Consider the following 21,006-nt stretch of genomic DNA (forward strand, 5'->3'; position numbering starts at 1 on the left):
GTCGCTCTATCTCCTTAAATCTACGCATCAGGCTTTCCGAAAATCGATTCCGATTTTCGGGCCGATGCTGCAGTGTGTCCCGTCATGATGCACTTGCGCCGGTCGGTCAACCGTCCCGGCGCGATTTCTTCCATGACAGGACCGTCGGGCATTACGGCTTGGGTGCAAGGCAGCTTGCCGGAACGCGATAGGCATAGAGCGTATCGCCCTTCATGTCGCCGAAGGGGGGTGACCAACTCTTGATGAGTTCGGCCTGGCCCTCGGCGCAGGTGATCGGATCGGTGTCGACGAACAGCACCGGACCGCTCACATTGGCGGGTAGGGAGAAATCCTGCTCGTAATAATTCTTAGGGAAACCGCCGAAATTACGGGCGTAGATATGGAACGGCTTGCCTTTCAGCGTGTAAAAGAGATCGGCAAGGATGGCGCGGTCCGACGCCACGATATCAGGCAGTTTTGCAGTCGTGGAGATATCGGCGATTTCCAGGCTGACGATGCTGCGGCCGACATAGCGCTTCATGACGAGGTCGCCGTTCGGCATTTTGACGTCCAGCGCGAAAACGGTCAGCACCGGGATGACGATGGCGACGATCGCACCGATGATCAGCGACGTGACCAGCCCCTTCTTCGTCAGGCGATACAGCAGCCAAACGGCCAAAATCGTTCCGGCGGCGTAGGCGGAGACGGCCCAGTTGGCGTAGGCCTTGGCGAAAAGTGCCTGCAGAGAGATCAGGATCACCACCGGCATGGATAGCCAGAACAGCAGCTTTTCCCTGTCGTCGCTCTGTCCGCGGATCAACCGCCATGTCGCCCACAGGAGCGCGTAGAACACGACGGGGCCGACCACACCGAACTGCGCTCCGACGAAGCCAAGCCCGTTGAGGAGATGCTTCAGTGCGCTTGTTCCGCTGTCACCCGTGCTCCAGCGTGCGATGCTTTCGGTATGCTTTACCGTCGCCGCGTCATGCGTGAGGTTCCACCAAAGATTGGGCGCCACGACGATGGCACCGACGACAGCGGCAATGGCGACGTCCCGCCAGGCAATGCGCGCCGACCGTATCGTCAGCATGGCGATGCCCACGCCCGGCAGCAGAAAGAGCACGGAGTACTTCGTCATGAAAGCGAGGCCGAGGCTGATGCCGAGGATCAGCGCTTCTGAAACGGAAGAACGCTTGGTCAGGCCGAGAAAGGCCCAGATGGCAATGGTGATGAACAGGATCTGGATCGTGTCGGTCGACACCAGTACGGCCGAAAGCGAGGCAGCCGGCAGAGTGATGAAGATCACGCCAGCCCAGGGAGCGATCTGCCGTCCTTCCTCTCCATCAAACAGCCGGCGCGTGGTCGCGATCAGCATCAGCGCGGTGGCGAGATGGAAGAGCGGCGCGGATATGCGGATCCAGAAGGTCGAATCCGATCCCGAGATCGTATTGAAGAAGCGGATGACCCAGGCGATCATCGGCGGCTTGGAATAATAGCCGAAGTCCAGGTTCTGACCCCAGAACCAGTATTGCGCCTCGTCGACGAACAGGTCGGTCCTGTTGATCAACAGCATGAGAACGCGCCAAAGCGTCACGCCGAAGATGATCGTAAGCGCTACTCTAAGCGAAAGCGTCTGGGTATTGGTTCGGGATTGGGTCGTATCGGACATTAAAGGATAGATCTCGGTGCCAAGTCGTGAGGCTTAATACGGAACTATCAGGCCTAATGCTAGCTGCTGGCGAACGAGAAACATCGGGAAGACGCGCCCTGTCTCAGTCAATGGAGAGTTCGGCGCCGGTCCGAGACTGCGATGTTGGGGGTCGATGGCGTCAAAGCACGCGAGAGGTGTTGATGCCGCGCGCCTGCTCGATACGGCACAGAAGCATAAAGGCAGCGAGCGTCATGCCGGCCATCAGCGAAGCGGTCAAACCAAGAACAATCATTGCTCTCTCCGTATCGACATCAAGATGTCTAGGCCTTGAGCACTAGGGCATGAAGCTTGCTCGTGACTTGCGTTGAAGTGGCTTTCGCCGGGGTTGGACACGCATAAAGGGCTGTTCCGGCTCCGCGATGACCGAAACCGGGCGGCCGGCCTGATGTCATTAACCTTCGGGCAAGGAATTAACCATAAATAATGAGGCTGAACGTCGGAATGGGAAAATTGTGACTCGTTCTCAGCAGGCATGAAGCCGCCCCGTCGTACCGGGTCAGATCCGGTATCCATCTCATCAAACAGGTCCGCACAAGACTTTGATGAACGAGCGAGCTTCAGCGCCTCGATCATTTGATCGGCGGCCTCCTGTGCTTTTCCTCGCGTCCTCATCGCGCTTTGCGCGGATCATCAGCGGTTTCGCCGGCGCTTGCGCGCTCGGCACTTCGGCGGGGACGATTTTGGCGCAGGATTCGCCGTCAGATCAGGCAGGTAGGGCGCAGGCTGGCAGCCTTCGCGACCGCTTGCGCTTTGCTGGTCTCGATGCCGGACAATGCGAGGCGCTGCGCCGTAACAGGCCAATGCTCGAGGCCCATCTCAAGTCCGGCCTGCGCGATCTCTTCCACCGCTTCCAGACGTTTCCGGACGCTGCCCGCAATTTCGCCAGCGAAAACCAGCTTGAGCGACTTCAGGATCTGCAGTCCTCGCACTGGGACGTTCTGACGGACGCCCGCTTCGACAGTCTTTATGCCGAACGCGTCAAGGTTCTCTCCGACAGCGAAAGCAAGATGGGCCTCGACCCGCGCTGGCACGTTGCCGGTCACGGCGTAATGCTGGAGCATATCCTTGCCGGTCTCCTCGATGAGATGGGTGGCCGTGCCATCCTGCCGGGAGCCAAGCGCCGGGCGCGTGAGCTGAAGGAACTGGTCACGTCGGTCGTCCGTCTTGTCATGGTCGATGTCGAGATTGCCGTATCCCTGCGTTTCAACGAATTGCGCATCGGGCATCAGCGGGCTCTGGCCGAACAGCGACTCGCCGATCGCAACGAAGCGGCAGGTCTTTTCGCCGAATTAGCCAACGGTCTCGCCGATCGCGATCTGACTGCTCGCCTGCCGGCCGATTGTCCCGAAGCCTACATGGAAGTAGCTGAAGCGTTGAATGCGGCGCTGGAGGACATTCGTCAGCAGTTCGCAGCCCTCTCCAGTGGTGTGCAGGCAGCCGAGGCGACGACGGACGCCATCGCTCGCACCTCCAGATCCTTTGTCGAGAATTCAGCCGAGCACGCACAGGGGCTTGCTGCCTCGGCGCGCCAGCTTGCCGAGCTTGCCGATCACGTGCGTGGCAATGCAGCCAGTACCCGCTCGGCAGAACGTGCCGCCGCATCGACACGCACGGCTGCGGAAGACAGCGGCCGCATCGTCGGGCAGGCGATATCGGCCATGGCGGATATCGAGACGTCAGCCGAAAAGATCGGCCAGATCATCGGTGTCATCGATGAAATTGCCTTCCAGACCAACCTTCTCGCCTTGAATGCCGGCATAGAAGCCGCCCGCGCCGGCGATAGCGGCCGTGGTTTTGCCGTCGTCGCGCAGGAGGTTCGCGCGCTTGCGCAGCGTTCCGCCGATGCTGCGCGCGAAATCAAGGTTTTGGTGACGGGCACGAAGGCGCAGGTCGATGCAGGCGTGCAGATGGTAGGCCGCACGCAGGATGCCATCGGCAGCATCGTCCGCCAGGTAACGGATATCAACGACGCCATTTCGGGGATCGCGGCGGCAAGCGACGTGCAGGTCGCCGGCCTCAATTCGCTCTCGACGGATATCGGCGGTTTCAGCGCGCGCGCGGCCGTTGGTGAAGACCTGGCCAATCGTTCGCAGGAAGGTGCCGATCACCTTCAAACAGTTGTTGTCGAGCTTGGCCGGACCATCCGCGAGTTTCGCATCGAGCGTGAGCGGCGCCAGGCAGCCTCTCCGGCGCCGGTGAAGGCCGTGCAGCAGCGACAGCTTTCCGCCCGCGACGAATTCAGCGTCGGTCGCGATGAAGACGAAATGGCCGATTTCGGCTTCCCGCTTCGCAGGACGGCGATGGGAGGCGAGCGCAATGCCTATTGATTTAACCGTTTCGTGTGTGTGCGGGCCAACCGGTCCGATCTCAGACAACAAGGAATAATGCGATGCCGAGCAGGAAAGGCGAAAAGACAATCAGTCTGGCCGCGGTGCTGGACCTCAACGAGGCCTCGACGTTGCGCGGCAAGTTGATGGGGATGCGCGGCAGCAATGTCGTGATCGATGCGTCCGGCGTCGAAAGGGTTGGGGCCTTGTGCATGCAGGTCATCATGGCCGCTGCCAAGACCTGGGATGAGGACAAGCTGTCCTTCACCTTTTCCAAGGTGTCGGACGCATTTCAAAAAACGATGCAGATGATCGGGGTGGATATCTCTCATCTGCTGGCCAAGGAGATCCGGCAATGAAGAAAAAAGTGCTGACCGTGGATGATTCACGGACCATTCGAAACATGCTTCTCGTCACCCTCAACAATGCGGGTTTCGAGACCATCCAGGCTGAAGACGGCGTCGAAGGTTTGGAAATTCTGGAAGAAGCCAATCCGGACGTCATCGTCACCGATATCAACATGCCGCGCCTCGATGGCTTCGGCTTCATCGAGGGCGTTCGTCGCAACGACAGATATCGTGCGGTTCCGATCTTGGTGCTGACGACCGAGAGCGATGCCGAAAAGAAGAACCGTGCCCGCCAGGCCGGTGCAACCGGCTGGATCGTCAAGCCGTTCGACCCCGCCAAGCTGATCGATGCCATCGAGCGCGTAACCGCCTAAACAGGATCCGCCCCTTATGGATATGAACGAAATCAAAGAGATTTTCTTCCAGGAGTGCGAAGAGCAGCTCGCGGAACTGGAATCCGGTCTCCTGAAAATGAATGATGGCGACCGCGATCCGGAAACCGTCAATGCCGTCTTCCGTGCCGTTCATTCCATCAAAGGTGGGGCGGGAGCCTTCGGTCTGGATGACCTGGTCTCCTTTGCTCACGTCTTCGAGACCACGCTCGATTGCGTTCGATCCAACAAGCTGGAGCCGACCCAGGATGTCCTGAAGGTCATGCTCAAGTCTGCCGACGTTCTCGCCGACCTGACCAACGCCGCCCGTGATGGCGGCAGCGTCGATCCGGCGCGCAGCCGCGGACTGGTCAAGGAGCTGGAGGCATTGGCGAACGGCGATCTGCCGGTGCCGTCCGCAGCCGTGGCGGTGGCCGCTGAGCCGGCTCCGAAGGCGGTCGCAGCCGCACCGGCTCCGACGGACGAAAGTGGCTTCCAGCCCATCCCGTTCAGCTTCGACGACGATTTCGGTGCCGACGAACCGGCCGCCGATGCCTTGCCGGAATATGAAGTCAGCTTCAAGCCGCGCTCCGATCTCTACGCCAAGGGCAACGACGCCACGCTGCTGCTGCGCGATCTCGCGCGGCTGGGTGAAATGAGCGTCTATTGCGATACGGATGCGTTGCCGGGCCTGCCTGAACTCGACCCGGAAGGCGCCTATTTCAAGTGGACGATCTCGATCAAGACGGACAAGGGCGAAGATGCCATCCGCACCGTCTTCGAATTTGCCGAATGGGATTGCGATCTCGATGTCCGGCTGGTCGGTGCTTCCGTATCCGATGACGAAGAGTTACCGATGGTTCCGGTGCCCTTCGACCTTTCCGTTCTCGATGACGAGCGCGCCGAACCGGCAGTTGAGCCGATCGAGGAAGCTCCTTTGTCGAGGAACGATGCTGCCGCTGCCGTCGCCGCTGCCGAAACCGCCAGCAACGTCACGCAGCTCGCCGCCGTCGCAGCCCGCGTCGAAAAGAAGGAAGCGGCTCTTGCTGCCGCCGCAGCCGCCAACGCCGCCGCAGCGGCGCAGAACAGTGCCGCCGCCAGTGTCGGCCAAACCATCCGTGTCGATCTCGACCGCGTTGACCGGCTGATCAACCTCGTCGGCGAACTCGTCATCAATCAGGCGATGCTCTCGCAGAGCGTCATCGAAAACGACAATAATGGTGCGTCGTCGATCAATATGGGTCTCGAGGAGCTGCAGCAGCTCACCCGCGAGATCCAGGACAGCGTCATGGCGATTCGCGCCCAGCCGGTGAAGCCGGTGTTCCAGCGCATGTCGCGTATCGTCCGCGAAATCGCCGATATGACCGGCAAGTCGATCCGTCTGATCACCGAGGGCGAGAATACCGAAGTCGACAAGACCGTCATCGACAAGCTCGCCGAGCCGTTGACCCACATGATCCGCAACGCCGTCGATCACGGCATCGAAACGCCCGAAAAGCGCGCAACCGTCGGCAAGAACCCCGAAGGCACCGTTCGCCTGACGGCCAAGCATCGTTCGGGCCGTATCCTGATCGAGCTTGCCGACGACGGCGCCGGCATCAATCGCGAGAGGGTGCGCCAGAAGGCCATCGACAACGACCTGATCGCGGCGGACGCCAATCTCTCGGACGAGGAAATCGACAACCTCATCTTCCTGCCGGGCTTCTCGACCGCCGACAAGATTTCCGACATTTCCGGCCGCGGCGTCGGCATGGACGTGGTCAAGCGCTCGATCCAGGCGCTTGGTGGCCGTATCAACATCAGCTCGAAGCCGGGGCAGGGCTCCGTCTTCACCATGAGCCTGCCGCTGACACTTGCCGTTCTCGACGGCATGGTGGTGACGGTTGCCGGCCAAACCCTGGTCGTGCCGCTGACGGCGATCGTCGAGACGCTTCAGCCGGAGGCTTCCGCGATCCATTCATTCGGCGCGAACCATCGCTTGATCTCGATCCGCAACAGCTTCTGCCCGTTGGTCGATGTCGGCCGCATCCTCAACTTCCGCGCCACGCAGGCCAATCCGGTCGAAGGCGTAGCGCTGCTGGTGGAGTCGGAAGGCGGTGGTCAGCGCGCGCTCATGGTCGATGCGATCCAGGGGCAGCGTCAGGTCGTCATCAAGAGCCTCGAGGCCAACTATACGCACGTGCCTGGCATTGCGGCCGCAACCATCCTCGGCGATGGCCGCGTGGCTCTCATTCTCGATGTCGACGCGGTGGTCGGCGCTTCGCGCGGTCAGTCGCTGAAACCAGAAATGTCCTACGCAGCGGTGGGGTGAGTTTATGTCCTATGCCGTCAAGAATCTGACCCAGGGAGTCCGGGAGCTGATCGCCTTCCGGATTGGCGAGCAGGAGTTCTGCGTCGACATCATGTCGGTTCGTGAAATTCGCGGCTGGACTCCGGCGACCGTCATGCCGCATGCGCCGGCCTATATGCTTGGCGTCATCAATCTGCGCGGCGCCGTGCTGCCGATCATCGATCTTTCGAGCCGTCTCGGCATGAAGAATGCGGAGCCGACAGCGCGGCATGTGATTATCGTGGCGCAGGTCAAGCGCAAGGTTGTCGGTCTTCTGGTCGATGCCGTGTCCGACATTCTGACGATCACCGACGACAGCATACAGCCGACGCCGGAGGTCTCGTCCGACCATGAGCGGCAGTTTGCCCGCGGCATCGTCGCCATCGACCGTCGCATGATCTGCCTTATCGAACTGGAAGCCCTGTTCCCCGAGAGTGAAAGCGAAGCTGCATGAATGTTATGGGAGCGATAGATCTCAAGGCGTCTCCGGACGAGGTGCTGGCCAGTGGCGAATATCCGCTGACCCGGCGCGACCTCGCCGAGATCGCCGCCATGATCTATGCGGATGCGGGCATTTCTCTTAACGAAAGCAAGGCGTCGCTGGTCTATTCGCGGCTGTCGAAGCATATCCGCGCACTGGGCCTGCCGGGCTTCCGCGACTATTGTCTGCTGGTGTCTTCGCCGGCCGGAAGTGCGGCACGGCGGGAGATGCTGTCGCATCTGACGACGAACTTCACCCGCTTCTTCCGCGAGAACCATCATTTCGATCATCTGCGCACCGAAGTTCTGCCCGGCCTGTTGGCCCGCGCCAAGGCCGGCGGCCGTGTGCGGATCTGGTCGGCGGCCTGTTCCGACGGGCAAGAGCCCTATTCGATCGCGCTAACGGTCCTGTCGCTGATGCCGAATGCGGCGGAGTTCGATTTCAAGATCCTGGCGACGGATATCGATCCTAAGATCCTCGGCCTTGCGCGTGCCGGCGCCTATGACGAGGCTGCGCTGGAAACGATCTCGCCTGCCATGCGCAAGCAATGGTTCCAGGAGGTCAATGTCCAGGGCCGCCGCAAGTTCCAGATCGATGATCGCGTCAAGCGGCTCATCACCTTCAACGAACTGAACCTGATGGCGCAGTGGCCCTTCAAGGGCACTTTCGACGTCATTTTCTGCCGCAACGTCGTCATCTATTTCGACGAACCGACGCAGGTGAAGATCTGGTCGCGTTTCGCTGGTCAGCTGCCGGAAGGCGGCCATCTCTATATCGGCCATTCAGAGCGTGTCGCCGGGGAATCGAAACACCTCTTCGACAACATCGGCATCACTACCTATCGCTATCTCGGCAAGAACGCGGGGAGAAAACCATGAACGCAGCTGCCCGTGTTCTCGTCGTCGACGATTCCCCGACCATGCGCGGCTTGATTACCGCTGTCCTGCGCTCGGATCCGGAGGTCAATGTCGTCGGTCAAGCCGGCGATGCGCTGGAGGCGCGCGCAGCAATCAAGGCGCTCAATCCCGATGTCGTCACCCTCGATATCGAGATGCCGAACATGAACGGCCTCGATTTTCTCGAGAAGATCATGACGCTGAGGCCGATGCCGGTCATCATGGTCTCCACGATGACGCATCGCGGCGCCGACGCGACGCTCGCCGCCCTTGAGATCGGTGCGTTCGATTGCGTCGGAAAACCCTCGCCGGGCGAGCCTCATCCGTTCGGCGACCTGGCTGAGAAGGTCAAGGCCGCTGCCCGTTCGCAGCGGCAATACGTCAAGTCCGGGACAGAACGCGCTCCGCCGGCCCCGGCGGTTGCCGATTTCCGCGTCGGTCGTAAGATCGTCGCCATCGGCTCTTCCACCGGCGGTGTCGAGGCATTGATCAATGTGCTGCAGAAGTTTCCGGCCAATTGTCCGCCGACCGTCATCACCCAGCATATGCCGCCGACCTTTACGCGCAGCTTTGCAGAGCGGCTGAACCGCCTCTGCGCGCCTGTCGTCGAAGAGGCGACCGACGGCGCGCGGTTGGCGATCGGCAAGATCTATCTGGCGCCCGGCGGCGAGAGGCATTTGCGGGTTGCCAATGCGTCGGCACCGCATTGCCGCCTGGTCGAAGGCGCGCCGGTCAACGGCCACCGTCCTTCCGTCGACGTGCTCTTTGATTCGGTTGCCGAACTGGCAGGCCGCAATGCTGTCGGCGTGATCCTGACCGGTATGGGGCGCGACGGCGCCGCCGGTCTCCTCAAGATGCGCCACGCCGGTGCGCGCACCATCGGTCAGAACGAAAAGACCTGTGTGGTCTACGGCATGCCGAGGGTCGCCCATGAGCTTGGTGCCGTCGAAAACCAGTTTCCGCTGAACGCCATTGGCGAGGAAATCTTGAAAATAACAGCCGCCCGAAAGGAAGGGAGCGAATAATGTCTCTAGCGGAGAAAATCAAAGTTCTGATCGTCGACGATCAGGTCACCAGCCGGCTTCTGCTCAGTGATGCGCTGACGCAGCTCGGCTTCAAGCAGATCACGGCAGCCGGTGATGGCGAGCAGGGGATGAAGATCATGGAGCAGCAGCCCCATCATCTGGTCATCTCCGACTTCAACATGCCGAAGATGGACGGGCTTGGCCTGCTGCAGGCTGTGCGCACCAACCCGACGACGAAGAAGGCGGCCTTCATCATTCTGACGGCGCAGGGCGACCGCGCGCTTGTCCAGAAAGCGGCCCAGCTTGGCGCCAACAACGTGCTGGCCAAGCCCTTCACCATCGAAAAGATGAAAGCGGCGATCGAGGCCGTGTTCGGAGCATTGAAATGATCGTCGAGGGTGCTGCCCGCCGCGTTCACATCATTCAGGGCGAGTACAAGGTCGTGAGCGATCCGGAGGTGGTGTTGACCACCATCCTCGGTTCGTGCGTCGCGGCCTGCCTGCGCGACCCGATCGCCGGCGTCGGCGGCATGAACCATTTCCTCCTCCCGGGAATGGCAAGCTCGCCGATGACCGGTGGTGATGCGACGCGCTACGGCGTGCACCTCATGGAGCTTCTGATCAACGGCCTCCTGAAGAAGGGCGCGCGTCGCGATCGGCTGGAGGCGAAAGTCTTCGGCGGCGCAAAAACGATCGCGACCTTCTCCAATGTCGGCGAGCAGAATGCAGCCTTTGCCATGCAGTTCCTGAAGGACGAAGGCATACCCGTCGTCGGCTCGAGCACCGGCGGCGAACATGGGCGCAAGGTTGAATATTGGCCGATCTCCGGAAGAGCCAGACAATACCCGCTCACCGGTGCGGAGACGCAGAAGACCGTGGCGCTCGAGCAGCGTCCTGTCGTGGCTCCGAAGCCGGTCGACAATTCGATCGAATTTTTCTGATCAGCGAGGCTACCGCATGACCCCCTTCCAGCGCGCCGAAATGACCGACTCCGAGGATCTGCTTCCGGCTATTCTCCTGCGTATCGTTTCCGAATTGCACGATGTCGCCTATCTGATCGAACGCATCGAGCCGCAGCTGCTGGATGTCGGAGGCGCAAAGGTGCTGGAATCGCCCGGCACGATGAAGGTTCTTCAAGGCATCGACCTTGCCGTCCAGAAGACGCGCGGCATCGCCGAGTTCATCGATACCATTGCCGGCAGCATGCCGGAGGGATGGACGGTCGATCTTGCGGCTGCGTTAAGCCTGGTCAAACTGACAGAGATGCAGAAGGCGCTTGGCGGCGGCAATTTCCACGCCCATCAGCAACCCATGGCGAAGGCGGCCGGCGATTTCGATTTCTTCTGATCGGGCATCCGCAACGGATATTGTTTTTCTTATATAATTTTCCCTCGCTTCTCCCCCGCTTTTTCCTTTGAGGCGGGCCGGACGAAACGTTCGCACAAGTTTCAATTTCTATTTTCGCTACGGAGCACAAAGGCATCAGGTCTTTGACGAATCGTGCGAGAACAGAATGAATCTGTTAAATCAACTAGTTCCCCTATTCCGGAACATACAGAATCTGGGCAAGACGCGCCTGATGATCATGGGTGGCGTCGGCGCAGCTTCCATTGTGCTGGTCCTTCTGGCGGCCCTCTTTGTCAACAAGCCGGCACAGGAAACGCTCTATGTCGGCCTGGATACGACCGATCTCAATCAGATCAGCATCGCGCTTGCAGAAGCCAAAATCGGTTTTCAGGTCGGCACTGACGGCACCAGTCTGACCGTTCCGGTCGGCATGACCGGCAAGGCCCGTGCGCTGCTTGCCGAGCGCGGTCTGCCGAGCAGCGGCAAGGCCGGCTACGAACTCTTCGACAATGTCGGCTCTCTCGGCCTGACCTCCTTCATGCAGGAAGTCACCCGCGTGCGTGCGCTCGAAGGCGAGATCAGCCGTACCATCACCTCGATCGCCGGGATCAGCGCTGCGCGCGTCCACATCGTCATGCAGGACGTCGGCAACTTCCGTAAGGCTGATCAGAAGCCGACGGCGTCGGTGATGATCCGCGCGAGCGCCGAGGCGGCGCGCAGGTCGGCACCGGCCATCCGGCATCTGGTCGCTTCGGCCGTTCCCGGTCTGGAAGCCGATGACGTCACGATCCTCGATTCGACCGGTCAGCTGCTCGCATCAGGCGACGATCCGAGCAACGGTGCGCTCAGCCGTAATCTCGGCATCGTGCAAAATGTGCAAGGCGAGATCGAAGGCAATATCAACAAGGCCCTCGCACCGTTCCTCGGCATGGACAATTTTCGCTCCAGCGTTACGGCGCAGCTGAATACCGATAGCCAGCAGGTGCAGGAAACCACCTTCGATCCGGAATCGAAGGTCGAGCGTTCCGTCCGCACCGTCAAGGAAGCGCAGAAGTCGCAGCAGAGCCAACCAGACACGGCGGCGACAGTAGAGCAGAATATCCCGCAGGCGGCTCCGCAATCCGGCGGCAACACGCCGACGTCGAACGACCAGTCCGACAAACGCGAAGAGCAGACCAACTACGAAATCAACAGCAAGACGACGGCGACCACCCGCAACAGCTACAAGATCGAAAAGCTCTCGGTCGCCGTGGTGGTCAATAGGGGCCGTATCGCCCAGATGCTTGGCGACGGTGCCGATCAGGCGAAAGTCGATGCCTATATCGCCGAAATGCAGAAGATCGTTGCTACGGCTGCAGGCGTCGATCAGGGTCGCGGCGACGTCGTCACGGTCAATGCGATGAACTTCCTCGACAACCAGCTTCTGGAAGATACCGGATCAGGTTTCAGCATCACGGAAATGCTGAGCCGCAACCTTGCCGGCATCATCAACTCGCTGGCCTTCGTCGCGGTCGCCTTCCTGATCGTCTGGGTGGGCTTCCGTCCGCTGATCCGCTCGCTGAGCGGCGGTGCGGCAGGCGGTACGGCCCTGCCAGAGGCGGCCGGCCTGGAACTGCCGGACTTCGCGCCTCCGGTGGGCGGCCCCGGTGCCGCGCTCATGGATGGCTTCGGCTCGGATTTCGGCTTCGACAGCACCGACGATCTGCTGACAATGGGCGACGACGGCGGCACGTTCAACCGCCGCGTCAAGGAAGGACCGGAGCGCCGTCTTTCGCGCATGGTGGAAATCAGCGAAGAACGTGCCGCGAAAATCCTCAGAAAATGGGCCGTCGATCAGGCCGCATGATAAGACGACCGGGAGAGATCCCGGTCGTTTGCATTTCCGGAACGGTCTCATACCTCTGCCTGCTTTGCCGGCTTCATTGTTGCATGTTCGACTCAGCCAAGTAATTTGACGTGTTCGTAAGATGGAATTTTGATGTATAGGCCGTTGCTGGGTAGAAAGAATCGACTTACTAATATGCCAACTATACTTGTTAACCGTTTAACTGGCGCGAATCGGTCTCCGATCTCAGCGTTTCGCAAGCTTCCTGGGCTTGTCGAGTCCGGGCGCGGGAAAATCGGTGCATGGTTGGTTGGTCATGTCCGCAGTGTCTATGCGGCACGATCGTAGATGTGGAAATCAATGACGGGTGCGTTGATCCACCCTACCTTCACCGGGATGTGTTTTCGTCACGGTAAACAATGATTCGGCGCCGACGCCCCATGGAAATCAGATTGATCTTCCGGGCTGGGGCGCCGGGCTTCGACTGAATGATGCTCTTGTTGACGACCCATCGTCCACCAGCGGCAGGAAATGCGGGAATGGACATACAGATATCGCAGGCGAGCAAAGGCGATAGGGATGCGCGGTCAATTGCGCCTGCCGCCGCCATGTCGCGCGAGCAGCTGATTCTTCAGCTGAGTGCCGTTTCCGGTCCGACCTATCTCCAAGCCGGACTGCGGGCGCTGGCGAGCTATGCCGGTGCCTCCCACTATCTTCTGGTGCGCTGCGACTTCATACAGGAAAGCGGCCTGGATTTCGTTGTTTCCTCCGATTGGCCCTTTGATCTCGTCAGGCGCCTCGCGTCGGAGCTGACAAGCGGCTATGGCCGTATCGGCGAGCTGGAAAAATGCATGTCGTTGTTCCAGCCGAGCGTGGCTTCCCTGCCTGACGATCTCGAACTGCCGGAGGGAGTCGGTCGGCAATATTACGGGCTGACCCTCAATGTCGGCCGTACGCGTTTTTCGCTGCTGCTGCTGACGCGTGACTTCGTATCGCTCTCTTCGGATCGGCTGCGTGATGTCGGCCTGCTGTCGGGCTATCTTGCCAGCTGCACGCGCTGCTTCGAAGACAAGCTGGAGCGCGATTTCGATCTCACGGAGCGGGAGCTGGAGTGTCTGTTCTGGATCGCCGAGGGCAAGACGAGCGACGAGATTGCCATGATCCTCGGGATCTCGCGCAACACCATCAACAACTATATCACCAGCGTCATGCGCAAGACCGCCACCAAGACCCGGTCGGAGGCGATCGCCTTCGCCGTTCGAAACAACCTCGTTTGAAGGCCCGTTGAATGCGATATCAGCCAGACAGGACGACGGATACGCCGGCAGAAGCGCGGCTGACCCGCTCGAGCCGGATTTCTGGCCGCTCCGATCTCTTTCCGAAGCTCGTTTCGATGCTGAAGCTGATCGATGCGCAGCATTTCGCGGTTTGCCGTCTTCACGGCTCCGGTCTGCCGCACAAGCAGCGTCTGGTTTGCGAGCTCGACAATTGGGGTTCGGCCAATTCCGTGGTCGCCAAATCCTTTCTCGATGCCTATGGCGACGCGATGATCGAGCATATCGACAAATCGCTGCTGCCGCTCATGTGGAACGGCCGCGATAGCGACAGCACGGCCGAGACCCCCGACTTTGCTGCCTTCACCCAGCGCCTGAAGCCCCACCTTTTGCCCTTCGCCGGCGTGGCTTTTCCCGTCCGGTTGGGCGCCGTGGGCAACGGCTACGTCGTCTTCACGGCGAAGTTCATGGACCTGACCAGCGATGTCATCGTCGAGCTGCACGGCCGTAGCTGCCGGGTCATGATGGAGCTCCTGTCGCTGGACGAGCGCCGTTCGCAGGCCGCCGAAGCACTCAGCGAGCGCGAAATCGCCTGCCTGCAGCTTGCCGGCGATGGGCGCATCAGCGAGGAAATTGCCGAGAAGCTGGGATTATCGGTTCACACCGTCAACGCCTATCTCGGATCGGCGACGATCAAGCTCGACAGCGTCAATCGTATTCAGGCGATCGCAAAGGCGATTCGCTTCGGTCACATCAGCTAAGGCACGTCGCGCAAACCCGCGCACTGCTTCCCGCCCGGAATTGCCGGTCGATATGATCGAGCAAAGAAATAGAGCGGCGGTCCCGGCTTCAGCCGATCCACGCCGCTCCAAGATATCACTTCCTGAAACCTGATTTTTAGCGCATTTCCAGGAAAACACGTCGCGGTTTTCCGTTCGGAATGCGTAAAGGCAAGAAGATGGAGCGCTTCCGCGATTCAAAAAACGCGGAAATGCTGCGTCAAATCGCGCGCACGGCTTCGCCGCGGATGACGTAACGCGCATCCTTGAGGCTGCGTGCGAGAAGTGCCGTGTTCTCGTCCGGATCAGCCGAAGCCTTGTCGAAAGCGATATGGTTGATTTCTATGCCCGCATAATGCTCCGTCAGGGCGAGCTTGGCATAGATGATGACGCCGCGCGGCTTGATTTCCAGATCGAGCGTAACTTCGGCGGGGCCGCTCCAATCGAGCTTGTAGTCGCCTCCGAGTCCGAAATTGACGATGCCAGGCAGGAAATACAGCTCGGCGGCCGAAGCTACGAGGTCGGCAAGATTACCATATCGTTCAAAACGCAGCAGAGAGATCAGGTCGGCGGCGTCGAGCAGACGCAATTCGCTCGCGACAGGGCTGATGGCTGCGGCAAGTATTCGTTCGCGTTGGGCAGAGTAGGGGCATTTTTTCATATGGTTTATCGTACCCGTTTTCTATTCGACTGCGCAGCGTAGACCCGGTGAATGAGCTCGGCGACAGCCTTGTAAAATACTGACGGTATGACGCTATCAACCGAGACTTGCGCAAACATGGAGCGGGCGAGGGGAGGATCCTCGAAAACGGGAATATTGTTAGCCTCCGCTATCTCTCTGATTTTCAATGCGATGAGATCCTGGCCCTTGGCAACGACGACAGGCGCGTCGCCTTCCTCGCGCACATAGCGCAACGCGACCGCGAAGTGCGTCGGGTTGGCGATGACCAGGGTGGCGCGCGGCACCTGCTTCATCATGCGCCGGCGGGCGCGGTCACGCGCGATCGAGCGCTGGCGCGATTTGACGATCGGATCGCCTTGGGATTGCTTGTGCTCGTCCTTGACTTCCTGCTTGGTCATCTTCAGCTGGTCGAACCAGTGATGTCGGCTCCAAAGGACATCGGCGACGCCGACGACCACGGTCGCCATCAGCACGATGATCAGGATTTGCTGCACTATCTCCGAGAGGCGTATGAAGATGGTATGCGGATCGGATGCCATCGCATCGATCGAATGGAAAAACTGACCGCGCAGCACGAAGAACATCGCGACGCTCACCAGCAGGATCTTCGTAAGCGACTTTCCGAACTCCACCAAGCCGGTCACGCTGACCAGGCGCTTCCAGCCGGAAACGGGTGATATCCGCGAGAATTGCGGCCTGATTCGCTCCAGCACAGGTGTCGGCAGGTTCTGGAACATCGAAGCGCCGACGCCGAATGTCATGAAAAGCACCATGGCCGGAAGCACCATGTTGGCGACCTCCCAGCCCAAGCGGATAAAGAGCGAAATGGCGTCGGGGCCGGTTTCAAGCTTCCATTGATCCGGTTTTTCGAAGAGGTCGCGAAGAACCTCGCCCATGCGGCCCATACGGGCCGGCAGGAAGAAGGTGACGTAGATGACGGTCGCGAGCATGGTGGCGAATAGGGTCGCTTCCTTGGAGTGAGGCACATTGCCTTTCTCCTGGGTCTCGCGGAGTTTCTTCTCCGTCGGGTTTTCTGTTTTACTGTCCTTGTCTTCGTCAGCCAAAGCAGCCGCCCTTTACGCAACGGAAAGAGGCCGCGCATCATACGCGGCCTAAGCTGAGCACTCTAAGACAATTCAAGTGAGTCGCGGCGAGATTACGCCGCTTCTTCCACAGGCGTATTTTCCCTGGGCTTGAGCTCGATCTGGCCGGAATTGGCAAGCCGGATGGCTTCCTGGGCGATGGCGCGACGCGCAATGGCGATTTCGCGCGGATTGATGCCGTTCGTGCCCGTCTGCAGATCGGATTCGATCATGCGGCGCTGGCGCGGGCTGATCGAAGACAGAACGATCTCGCGGATCTCCGCGCTGGAGCCTCGCAGCGCCATCGTCAGAATGTCCGAGGCGATATCGTTGAGCAGCAGTACGCGGCTTGGCTGCGGCATGCGCGTGAGATCGTCGAACAGGAAGATCTTCGGACGAACCTTCTCGACCGATTCCTTGTTGATCGATTCGAGCGAGCTGAGCAGCGTATCCACTTGCGGCTTGTCGAGTTCGTTCATCAGGTCCGCGACCTTGGTCGAGCCGGAGGCGTTGCGCTCGGCGTCGATCTCCGCCATCAGCCCGAGAACGCGGTTCTCGATGATCTGAGCGGCCTTCGGGCTGACTTCCTTCAGGTTGACGGTGCGGTTCATGATGTCGGCGCGCTGGGCTTCGGGAAGCTGCAGCAGCACCTTGGCGCCGAAAGCGGAAGGCATCATCGACAGGACATAGGCGATGGTCTGGGGATGTTCGCGCATGAGGAACTTGGCGACGAAGACAGGGTCCGCTTCGCCCAGACGATCCCAGATGGAGGTCTCGTAGGCCTGGAAAGCGGTACGGCGGCCGAGCAGGCTGTCTACTTCATCCGGCGTCAGGCCTTCCTCGAGAATGCTCTCGATGGCCTTGGCGTTATCCATCAGGCCGGCACCTTCGGTGAACAGGTCTTCGAATTCGGCCACGAGCTGGGCCAGTTCGTCCGGCGGGATGAGCCTCAGCGACTGCGCCGAAGCGATGATCATCTGCAACTCGTTCTGCGTGAAGTACTTGAGCAGCCGTCCTGCCACCTGCTTTCCCATAGCAAGAAGGACGGCCGCCGCCTTTTCAGTCTGAGATAACGGTTTCTCGGCAAGCGTGCCGCTGAAATCGTCAAAGTCCATCATGGTCTTCGTCTCCATCCCGCACAGGGAGTGGGCTCATCCTGAGCCGGGTTCAGCTTTTCTTGGTGTTGTAGATTTCAGTGAGCTTGATGCCGAATCTGGTGTCATCATGTTCCAGAACGGTAATCTCGCCCCGGCCGATCTTGCGGCCGTTTACGGTAATTTCGACCGGCTCGCCGATCTTCTTGTCGAGCGCGATGATTGCGCCTTCCGTCAGGTTCATCAGGCCGGAGACCTGCATGCGGCTGCTGCCGAGCATGATTTGGACGTCGATCGGGATATCCATGATCATGTCGAGATTGGCGGCAAGAGCGCTGCCGAGCGCTTCAGGCGCCGGAGAGGCGCTGCCAAAGTCGCTGTCGTCGAAAGCCGGGCTGGAGGCGTCGTCGCCAAAGTCGCCGAAGGTAGACAGATCCGTGCCGGTTTCCATGCTGAAAGCATCGGCTTCGAGATCCGGCGCGCTGCCGTCGCTATCCTTCTTCAGGACACCGCGCAGACCATCGATGGCCTCGTCCAGTGCGGCGTCGCTGTTTGAAATGTCCAGCGATTCGTCGCTGTCTTGCTGTATCGTCTTCGTAGCCATGAAATCACTATTCCAGTTGAAACTTGCCTCAAGCTGCCGTGGGTGGGGACCCACCCGCCAGCCGGTCAATTCATTAGGTGTCGAAGAAGCTCGTCGTCTGAATTCACGTTGTCCTTGACGCGCACCGTATAATTTTCGCCAGAGCGGCCGAATTCGCAAATATAGAGGTCTTTGCTGTTGGCGCTGACCTCGACCCGGACGTCGCCGGTATTATCCATGAAGGGAATGACATCGCCGACGGCGAGCTTCGAGATCGTGTCCAGCGTCAGCGATTGCAGCCGGATACGCGCTTCGAGCGTCACCTGAGAACGGCGGACCTGTTCGCTCAGTTGTTCCGACCACGCCTGAGAGGCTGCCGTCGGATTCTTGGCGCGCGGTGCGCTGATGACGGTGCGGAGCAGATCGCGCTGCGGCACGACGATAACGATCTCGGAGACGCATTTGCCGAGCGAAATCATCATCGTGATCGCGGCGGCAAAATCATCGTTGTCATCGGCGATCGGCGCCGGATGGTCCTCGATGTTGCGCGGTGGATCCAGATAGGGCTCGAAGCCGCCCGAAGCATTGACCGCCGAGCGGAGAACATTGGCGATCTTCTCGAAGATCATGATGGAGAGATCGAGCTCCATCACCGAAAGCGGCCTGGCAATGGCCACTTCCATGTCTTCCGGCCGCGCGCCCAGCATATGTTCCATCAGCGTCATGATGAAACTTGAGCCGCAGCCGAGAACGAACTTCGGCGCCCAGTTGCGCAGCGATCCGTTGACCAGAGCGTAGTTGCCGCCAAGCCCGGCAATCAGCTGGTTCATGAGGCCGGACTGACAGCCGGCATAGGCGATGTTGATGTCGAGACCCGTCTCGCTCTTGACGATGTCGGGCAAAAACTCGGCATAGACTTGGGCGAAGGAGGTGCCGAGTTTGGCAAGCATCGCCTGATCGCCGAGATTGCCTGTAAGCTTGGCAAAGAGGGTGCGATCCATGGTGTGTGCCTTGGGTGCGGATTGCTGGCTCATGATCGTCAGGCTGCCTTGCTTTCACCGCCGGGGTTCATCATTTCCTGCTCGACGGCGTCGATGGAAGGGCGCTCGTAGGAAGAGATGGTCTTGCGGCCGTATTCCAGTGCGACCTGAGGCACGGAGCCGTTCATGTAGGCCAGCAGCGTCTGCTTCACGATGACGTAGAGGCGATGCTGCTTGCTGCGGACGACCTTGATCTGCGAAACCAGCGGCGCGCAGACGGAATAGGACAGGATGATCCCGAGGAAGGTGCCGACCAGCGCCGATCCGATCAGGTGGCCGAGAACCTCGGGTGATTCGTTGATGTGGCTCATGGCCTTGATGACGCCGAGAACGGCGGCAACGATACCGATGGCAGGGAAGGAATCGCCCATGATCGTGATGGCATGATAGGGCTTCATCTTGTCGTGCTGCATGGTGTTCAGCTCTTCATCCATCAGCGCCTCGATCTCGTGCGAGCGGGCGTTGCCGATAATGATGAGACGGACGTAATCACAGATGAAAGCCGTCAGATCCTTGTTCTTCAGAACCGTCGGTGCGGCCTGGAAGATCGCCGATTCATCCGGATTGTCGATATGCGCCTCGATCTCGTTGCGTGACTTGGTGCGCAGGTCGCGCATCAGGGCATAGAGCACGCCGAGCGTGTCGAGATAATTGCGTTCCTTGGGAACCGCATGACGGAAGGCTTCGCCGAGCGCCTTGCCCGAATCCTTCACCACCTTCATCGGATTGGCCATGATGAAGCCGCCGAGACCGGCGCCTGCGATAATGACAAATTCGAAGGGCTGGAACAGCGCGCCTACGTCTCCGCCCATAGCCATAAAGCTGCCTATGATGCAGCCGCAGGTCACTACAAATCCGATAATAATGTTCATCGTCGGTCCACACCTGAACGTTGCTTCATACGATGAACTAGGAGACCTGCCTTGCGTGAGGCTGTTCGATGCCGCTCGCAGCCTTATTTTGCCGTGTCAGCTTCGCACAAGCCAATGCCGGCAGGATAGCGGGTAAGGGCATCGATGCCCCGCTAACGAAATGTAGGAGCGCCCCGGCGCGTTTCCTTTCCCGTTATTCTCCAATGTCCGGAGGGCGTTGAAAATGCAGTCTGGTATCTATGTGGCGCTATCGTCTCAGATGGCGCTCGAGCGGCGTCTGACGACCATCGCCGACAACTTGGCCAATGTGAACACGACGGGCTTCCGCGGTACGGAGGTCAAGTTCGATCAGGTTCTCAGCAATACCGAAAACAAGCTCAACGCCAAAGTCGCCTTCGTCTCGCAAGGCAACGACTATCTCTCCGTTGACAATGGCGAACTGCAGAATACCGGCAATTTCTTCGATTTTGCCGTCAAGGGCGATGCCTGGTTCGGCTTGAATACACCGGCCGGTACGGTCCTGTCCCGCGACGGCCGTTTTACCATGTCCGAGAGCGGCGCGCTGGTTTCCGTGCGCGGCCTTCCTGTGCTCGATCCCGGCGGAGCGCCGATCCAGCTTGACCCGTCGGGCGGAGCGCCGTCAGTCTCGTCGAACGGCACGATTACCCAGAACGGCAAGCGCATGGGGCAGATCGGCCTCTATTCCGCGGATGTCGGCAAGGGGTTCCTGCGCTACCAGAACAGCGGCATCCTGCCGACCGATACGCCGCAGCCGGTGATCGACCGCTCGAATGTCGGCGTTGCGCAAGGATATCTCGAAAATTCCAACGTGAACGGCATGAAGGAAATGACCAACCTGATCGAGGTCAGTCGCGCCTTCGACAACATCAGCACGCTCACCAGCAGCAGCGAAGGCACGCTCACCGACGCGATCAAGACCCTCGGCGGCAGCCAGTAAAGAGG

21 protein-coding genes are annotated in these 21,006 nt (G+C 60.0%); 14 read left to right on the forward strand and 7 right to left on the reverse strand.

Annotation, left to right across the window (positions count from 1 at the left end):
• Positions 1-151: 151 nt before the first annotated feature.
• On the reverse strand, positions 152-1,648 hold the full coding sequence (locus ACIQJ2_RS24040) for an ArnT family glycosyltransferase (RefSeq protein ID WP_400676123.1): 1,497 nt from the start codon (positions 1,646-1,648) through the stop codon (positions 152-154).
• A gap of 722 nt (positions 1,649-2,370) precedes the next feature.
• Between ACIQJ2_RS24040 and ACIQJ2_RS24045 the strand changes: the two genes are divergently transcribed.
• The 13 genes from ACIQJ2_RS24045 (at position 2,371) to visR (ending at position 14,672) form a co-directional block, all read left to right on the forward strand.
• Positions 2,371-4,017, forward strand: coding sequence for a globin-coupled sensor protein (locus ACIQJ2_RS24045; protein ID WP_400676131.1), 1,647 nt, complete (start codon positions 2,371-2,373; stop codon positions 4,015-4,017).
• A gap of 62 nt (positions 4,018-4,079) precedes the next feature.
• Positions 4,080-4,376, forward strand: coding sequence for an STAS domain-containing protein (locus ACIQJ2_RS24050; RefSeq protein ID WP_184709394.1), 297 nt, complete (start codon positions 4,080-4,082; stop codon positions 4,374-4,376).
• Positions 4,373-4,738: a chemotaxis response regulator CheY1 gene (gene cheY1, locus ACIQJ2_RS24055; RefSeq protein ID WP_004128526.1), complete on the forward strand. Its 366-nt coding sequence runs from the start codon at positions 4,373-4,375 to the stop codon at positions 4,736-4,738. Before ACIQJ2_RS24050 ends, cheY1 begins: the two co-directional genes overlap by 4 nt.
• A 16-nt stretch (positions 4,739-4,754) precedes the next feature.
• A complete protein-coding gene (locus tag ACIQJ2_RS24060; RefSeq protein ID WP_400676120.1) occupies positions 4,755-7,046 on the forward strand; it encodes a chemotaxis protein CheA in 2,292 nt (763 codons plus the stop codon).
• A gap of 4 nt (positions 7,047-7,050) precedes the next feature.
• Positions 7,051-7,518 carry a chemotaxis protein CheW gene (locus ACIQJ2_RS24065; RefSeq protein WP_199149744.1) on the forward strand — a complete coding sequence of 156 codons (468 nt, stop codon included), beginning with the start codon at positions 7,051-7,053 and terminating at the stop codon, positions 7,516-7,518.
• Positions 7,515-8,423, forward strand: coding sequence for a protein-glutamate O-methyltransferase CheR (cheR, locus tag ACIQJ2_RS24070; protein WP_199149745.1), 909 nt, complete (start codon positions 7,515-7,517; stop codon positions 8,421-8,423). The genes ACIQJ2_RS24065 and cheR overlap by 4 nt, the downstream gene beginning before the upstream one ends.
• The gene (gene cheB / locus ACIQJ2_RS24075) at positions 8,420-9,466 is read left to right on the forward strand and encodes a protein-glutamate O-methylesterase CheB (protein ID WP_400676118.1); all 1,047 of its coding nucleotides are present in this window, start codon (positions 8,420-8,422) and stop codon (positions 9,464-9,466) included. Before cheR ends, cheB begins: the two co-directional genes overlap by 4 nt.
• Complete coding sequence (locus ACIQJ2_RS24080) at positions 9,466-9,855, forward strand: response regulator (protein WP_004128537.1); 390 nt, start codon at positions 9,466-9,468, stop codon at positions 9,853-9,855. The genes cheB and ACIQJ2_RS24080 overlap by 1 nt, the downstream gene beginning before the upstream one ends.
• Positions 9,852-10,406, forward strand: coding sequence for a chemoreceptor glutamine deamidase CheD (gene cheD, locus ACIQJ2_RS24085; protein ID WP_199149747.1), 555 nt, complete (start codon positions 9,852-9,854; stop codon positions 10,404-10,406). Before ACIQJ2_RS24080 ends, cheD begins: the two co-directional genes overlap by 4 nt.
• Positions 10,407-10,422: 16 nt before the next feature.
• On the forward strand, positions 10,423-10,812 hold the full coding sequence (locus tag ACIQJ2_RS24090; RefSeq protein ID WP_199094284.1) for a hypothetical protein: 390 nt from the start codon (positions 10,423-10,425) through the stop codon (positions 10,810-10,812).
• Between the two features lie 166 nt (positions 10,813-10,978).
• Entirely contained in the window at positions 10,979-12,658 is a 1,680-nt protein-coding gene (gene fliF / locus ACIQJ2_RS24095) for a flagellar basal-body MS-ring/collar protein FliF (protein WP_400676116.1), read from the forward strand.
• 518 nt (positions 12,659-13,176) lie between these two features.
• Positions 13,177-13,914, forward strand: a complete 738-nt coding sequence (gene visN / locus ACIQJ2_RS24100) for a transcriptional regulator VisN (RefSeq protein ID WP_400676114.1) — start codon at positions 13,177-13,179, stop codon at positions 13,912-13,914.
• Positions 13,915-13,925: 11 nt separating this feature from the next.
• A complete protein-coding gene (gene visR, locus ACIQJ2_RS24105; protein WP_400676112.1) occupies positions 13,926-14,672 on the forward strand; it encodes a transcriptional regulator VisR in 747 nt (248 codons plus the stop codon).
• A 238-nt stretch (positions 14,673-14,910) separates the two neighbouring features.
• Here the strand turns inward: visR and ACIQJ2_RS24110 are convergent, their stop codons facing one another.
• The 6 genes from ACIQJ2_RS24110 to motA all read right to left on the reverse strand — a co-directional run bounded on the left by ACIQJ2_RS24110 (position 14,911) and on the right by motA (position 20,043).
• A complete protein-coding gene (locus ACIQJ2_RS24110; RefSeq protein WP_199150174.1) occupies positions 14,911-15,351 on the reverse strand; it encodes a hypothetical protein in 441 nt (146 codons plus the stop codon).
• A gap of 5 nt (positions 15,352-15,356) precedes the next feature.
• Complete coding sequence (gene flhB, locus ACIQJ2_RS24115; protein WP_400676110.1) at positions 15,357-16,436, reverse strand: flagellar biosynthesis protein FlhB; 1,080 nt, start codon at positions 16,434-16,436, stop codon at positions 15,357-15,359.
• A gap of 92 nt (positions 16,437-16,528) precedes the next feature.
• Positions 16,529-17,572, reverse strand: coding sequence for a flagellar motor switch protein FliG (gene fliG / locus ACIQJ2_RS24120; protein WP_400676108.1), 1,044 nt, complete (start codon positions 17,570-17,572; stop codon positions 16,529-16,531).
• A gap of 49 nt (positions 17,573-17,621) precedes the next feature.
• Entirely contained in the window at positions 17,622-18,152 is a 531-nt protein-coding gene (gene fliN / locus ACIQJ2_RS24125) for a flagellar motor switch protein FliN (protein WP_199150177.1), read from the reverse strand.
• Positions 18,153-18,217: 65 nt separating this feature from the next.
• Complete coding sequence (locus tag ACIQJ2_RS24130) at positions 18,218-19,165, reverse strand: FliM/FliN family flagellar motor switch protein (protein ID WP_400676106.1); 948 nt, start codon at positions 19,163-19,165, stop codon at positions 18,218-18,220.
• Between the two features lie 5 nt (positions 19,166-19,170).
• Positions 19,171-20,043 (reverse strand): flagellar motor stator protein MotA, encoded by an 873-nt coding sequence (motA, locus tag ACIQJ2_RS24135; protein ID WP_199150179.1) that lies wholly within the window; start codon positions 20,041-20,043, stop codon positions 19,171-19,173.
• A gap of 223 nt (positions 20,044-20,266) precedes the next feature.
• On the opposite strand from motA, the gene flgF reads away from it, so the two are divergent.
• Positions 20,267-21,001, forward strand: a complete 735-nt coding sequence (gene flgF / locus ACIQJ2_RS24140; protein WP_199150180.1) for a flagellar basal-body rod protein FlgF — start codon at positions 20,267-20,269, stop codon at positions 20,999-21,001.
• Positions 21,002-21,006: the final 5 nt, after the last annotated feature.

The organism is Rhizobium sp. NPDC092011, assembly GCF_044756305.1.
In the GTDB taxonomy this organism is placed as follows: Bacteria; Pseudomonadota; Alphaproteobacteria; order Rhizobiales; family Rhizobiaceae; genus Rhizobium.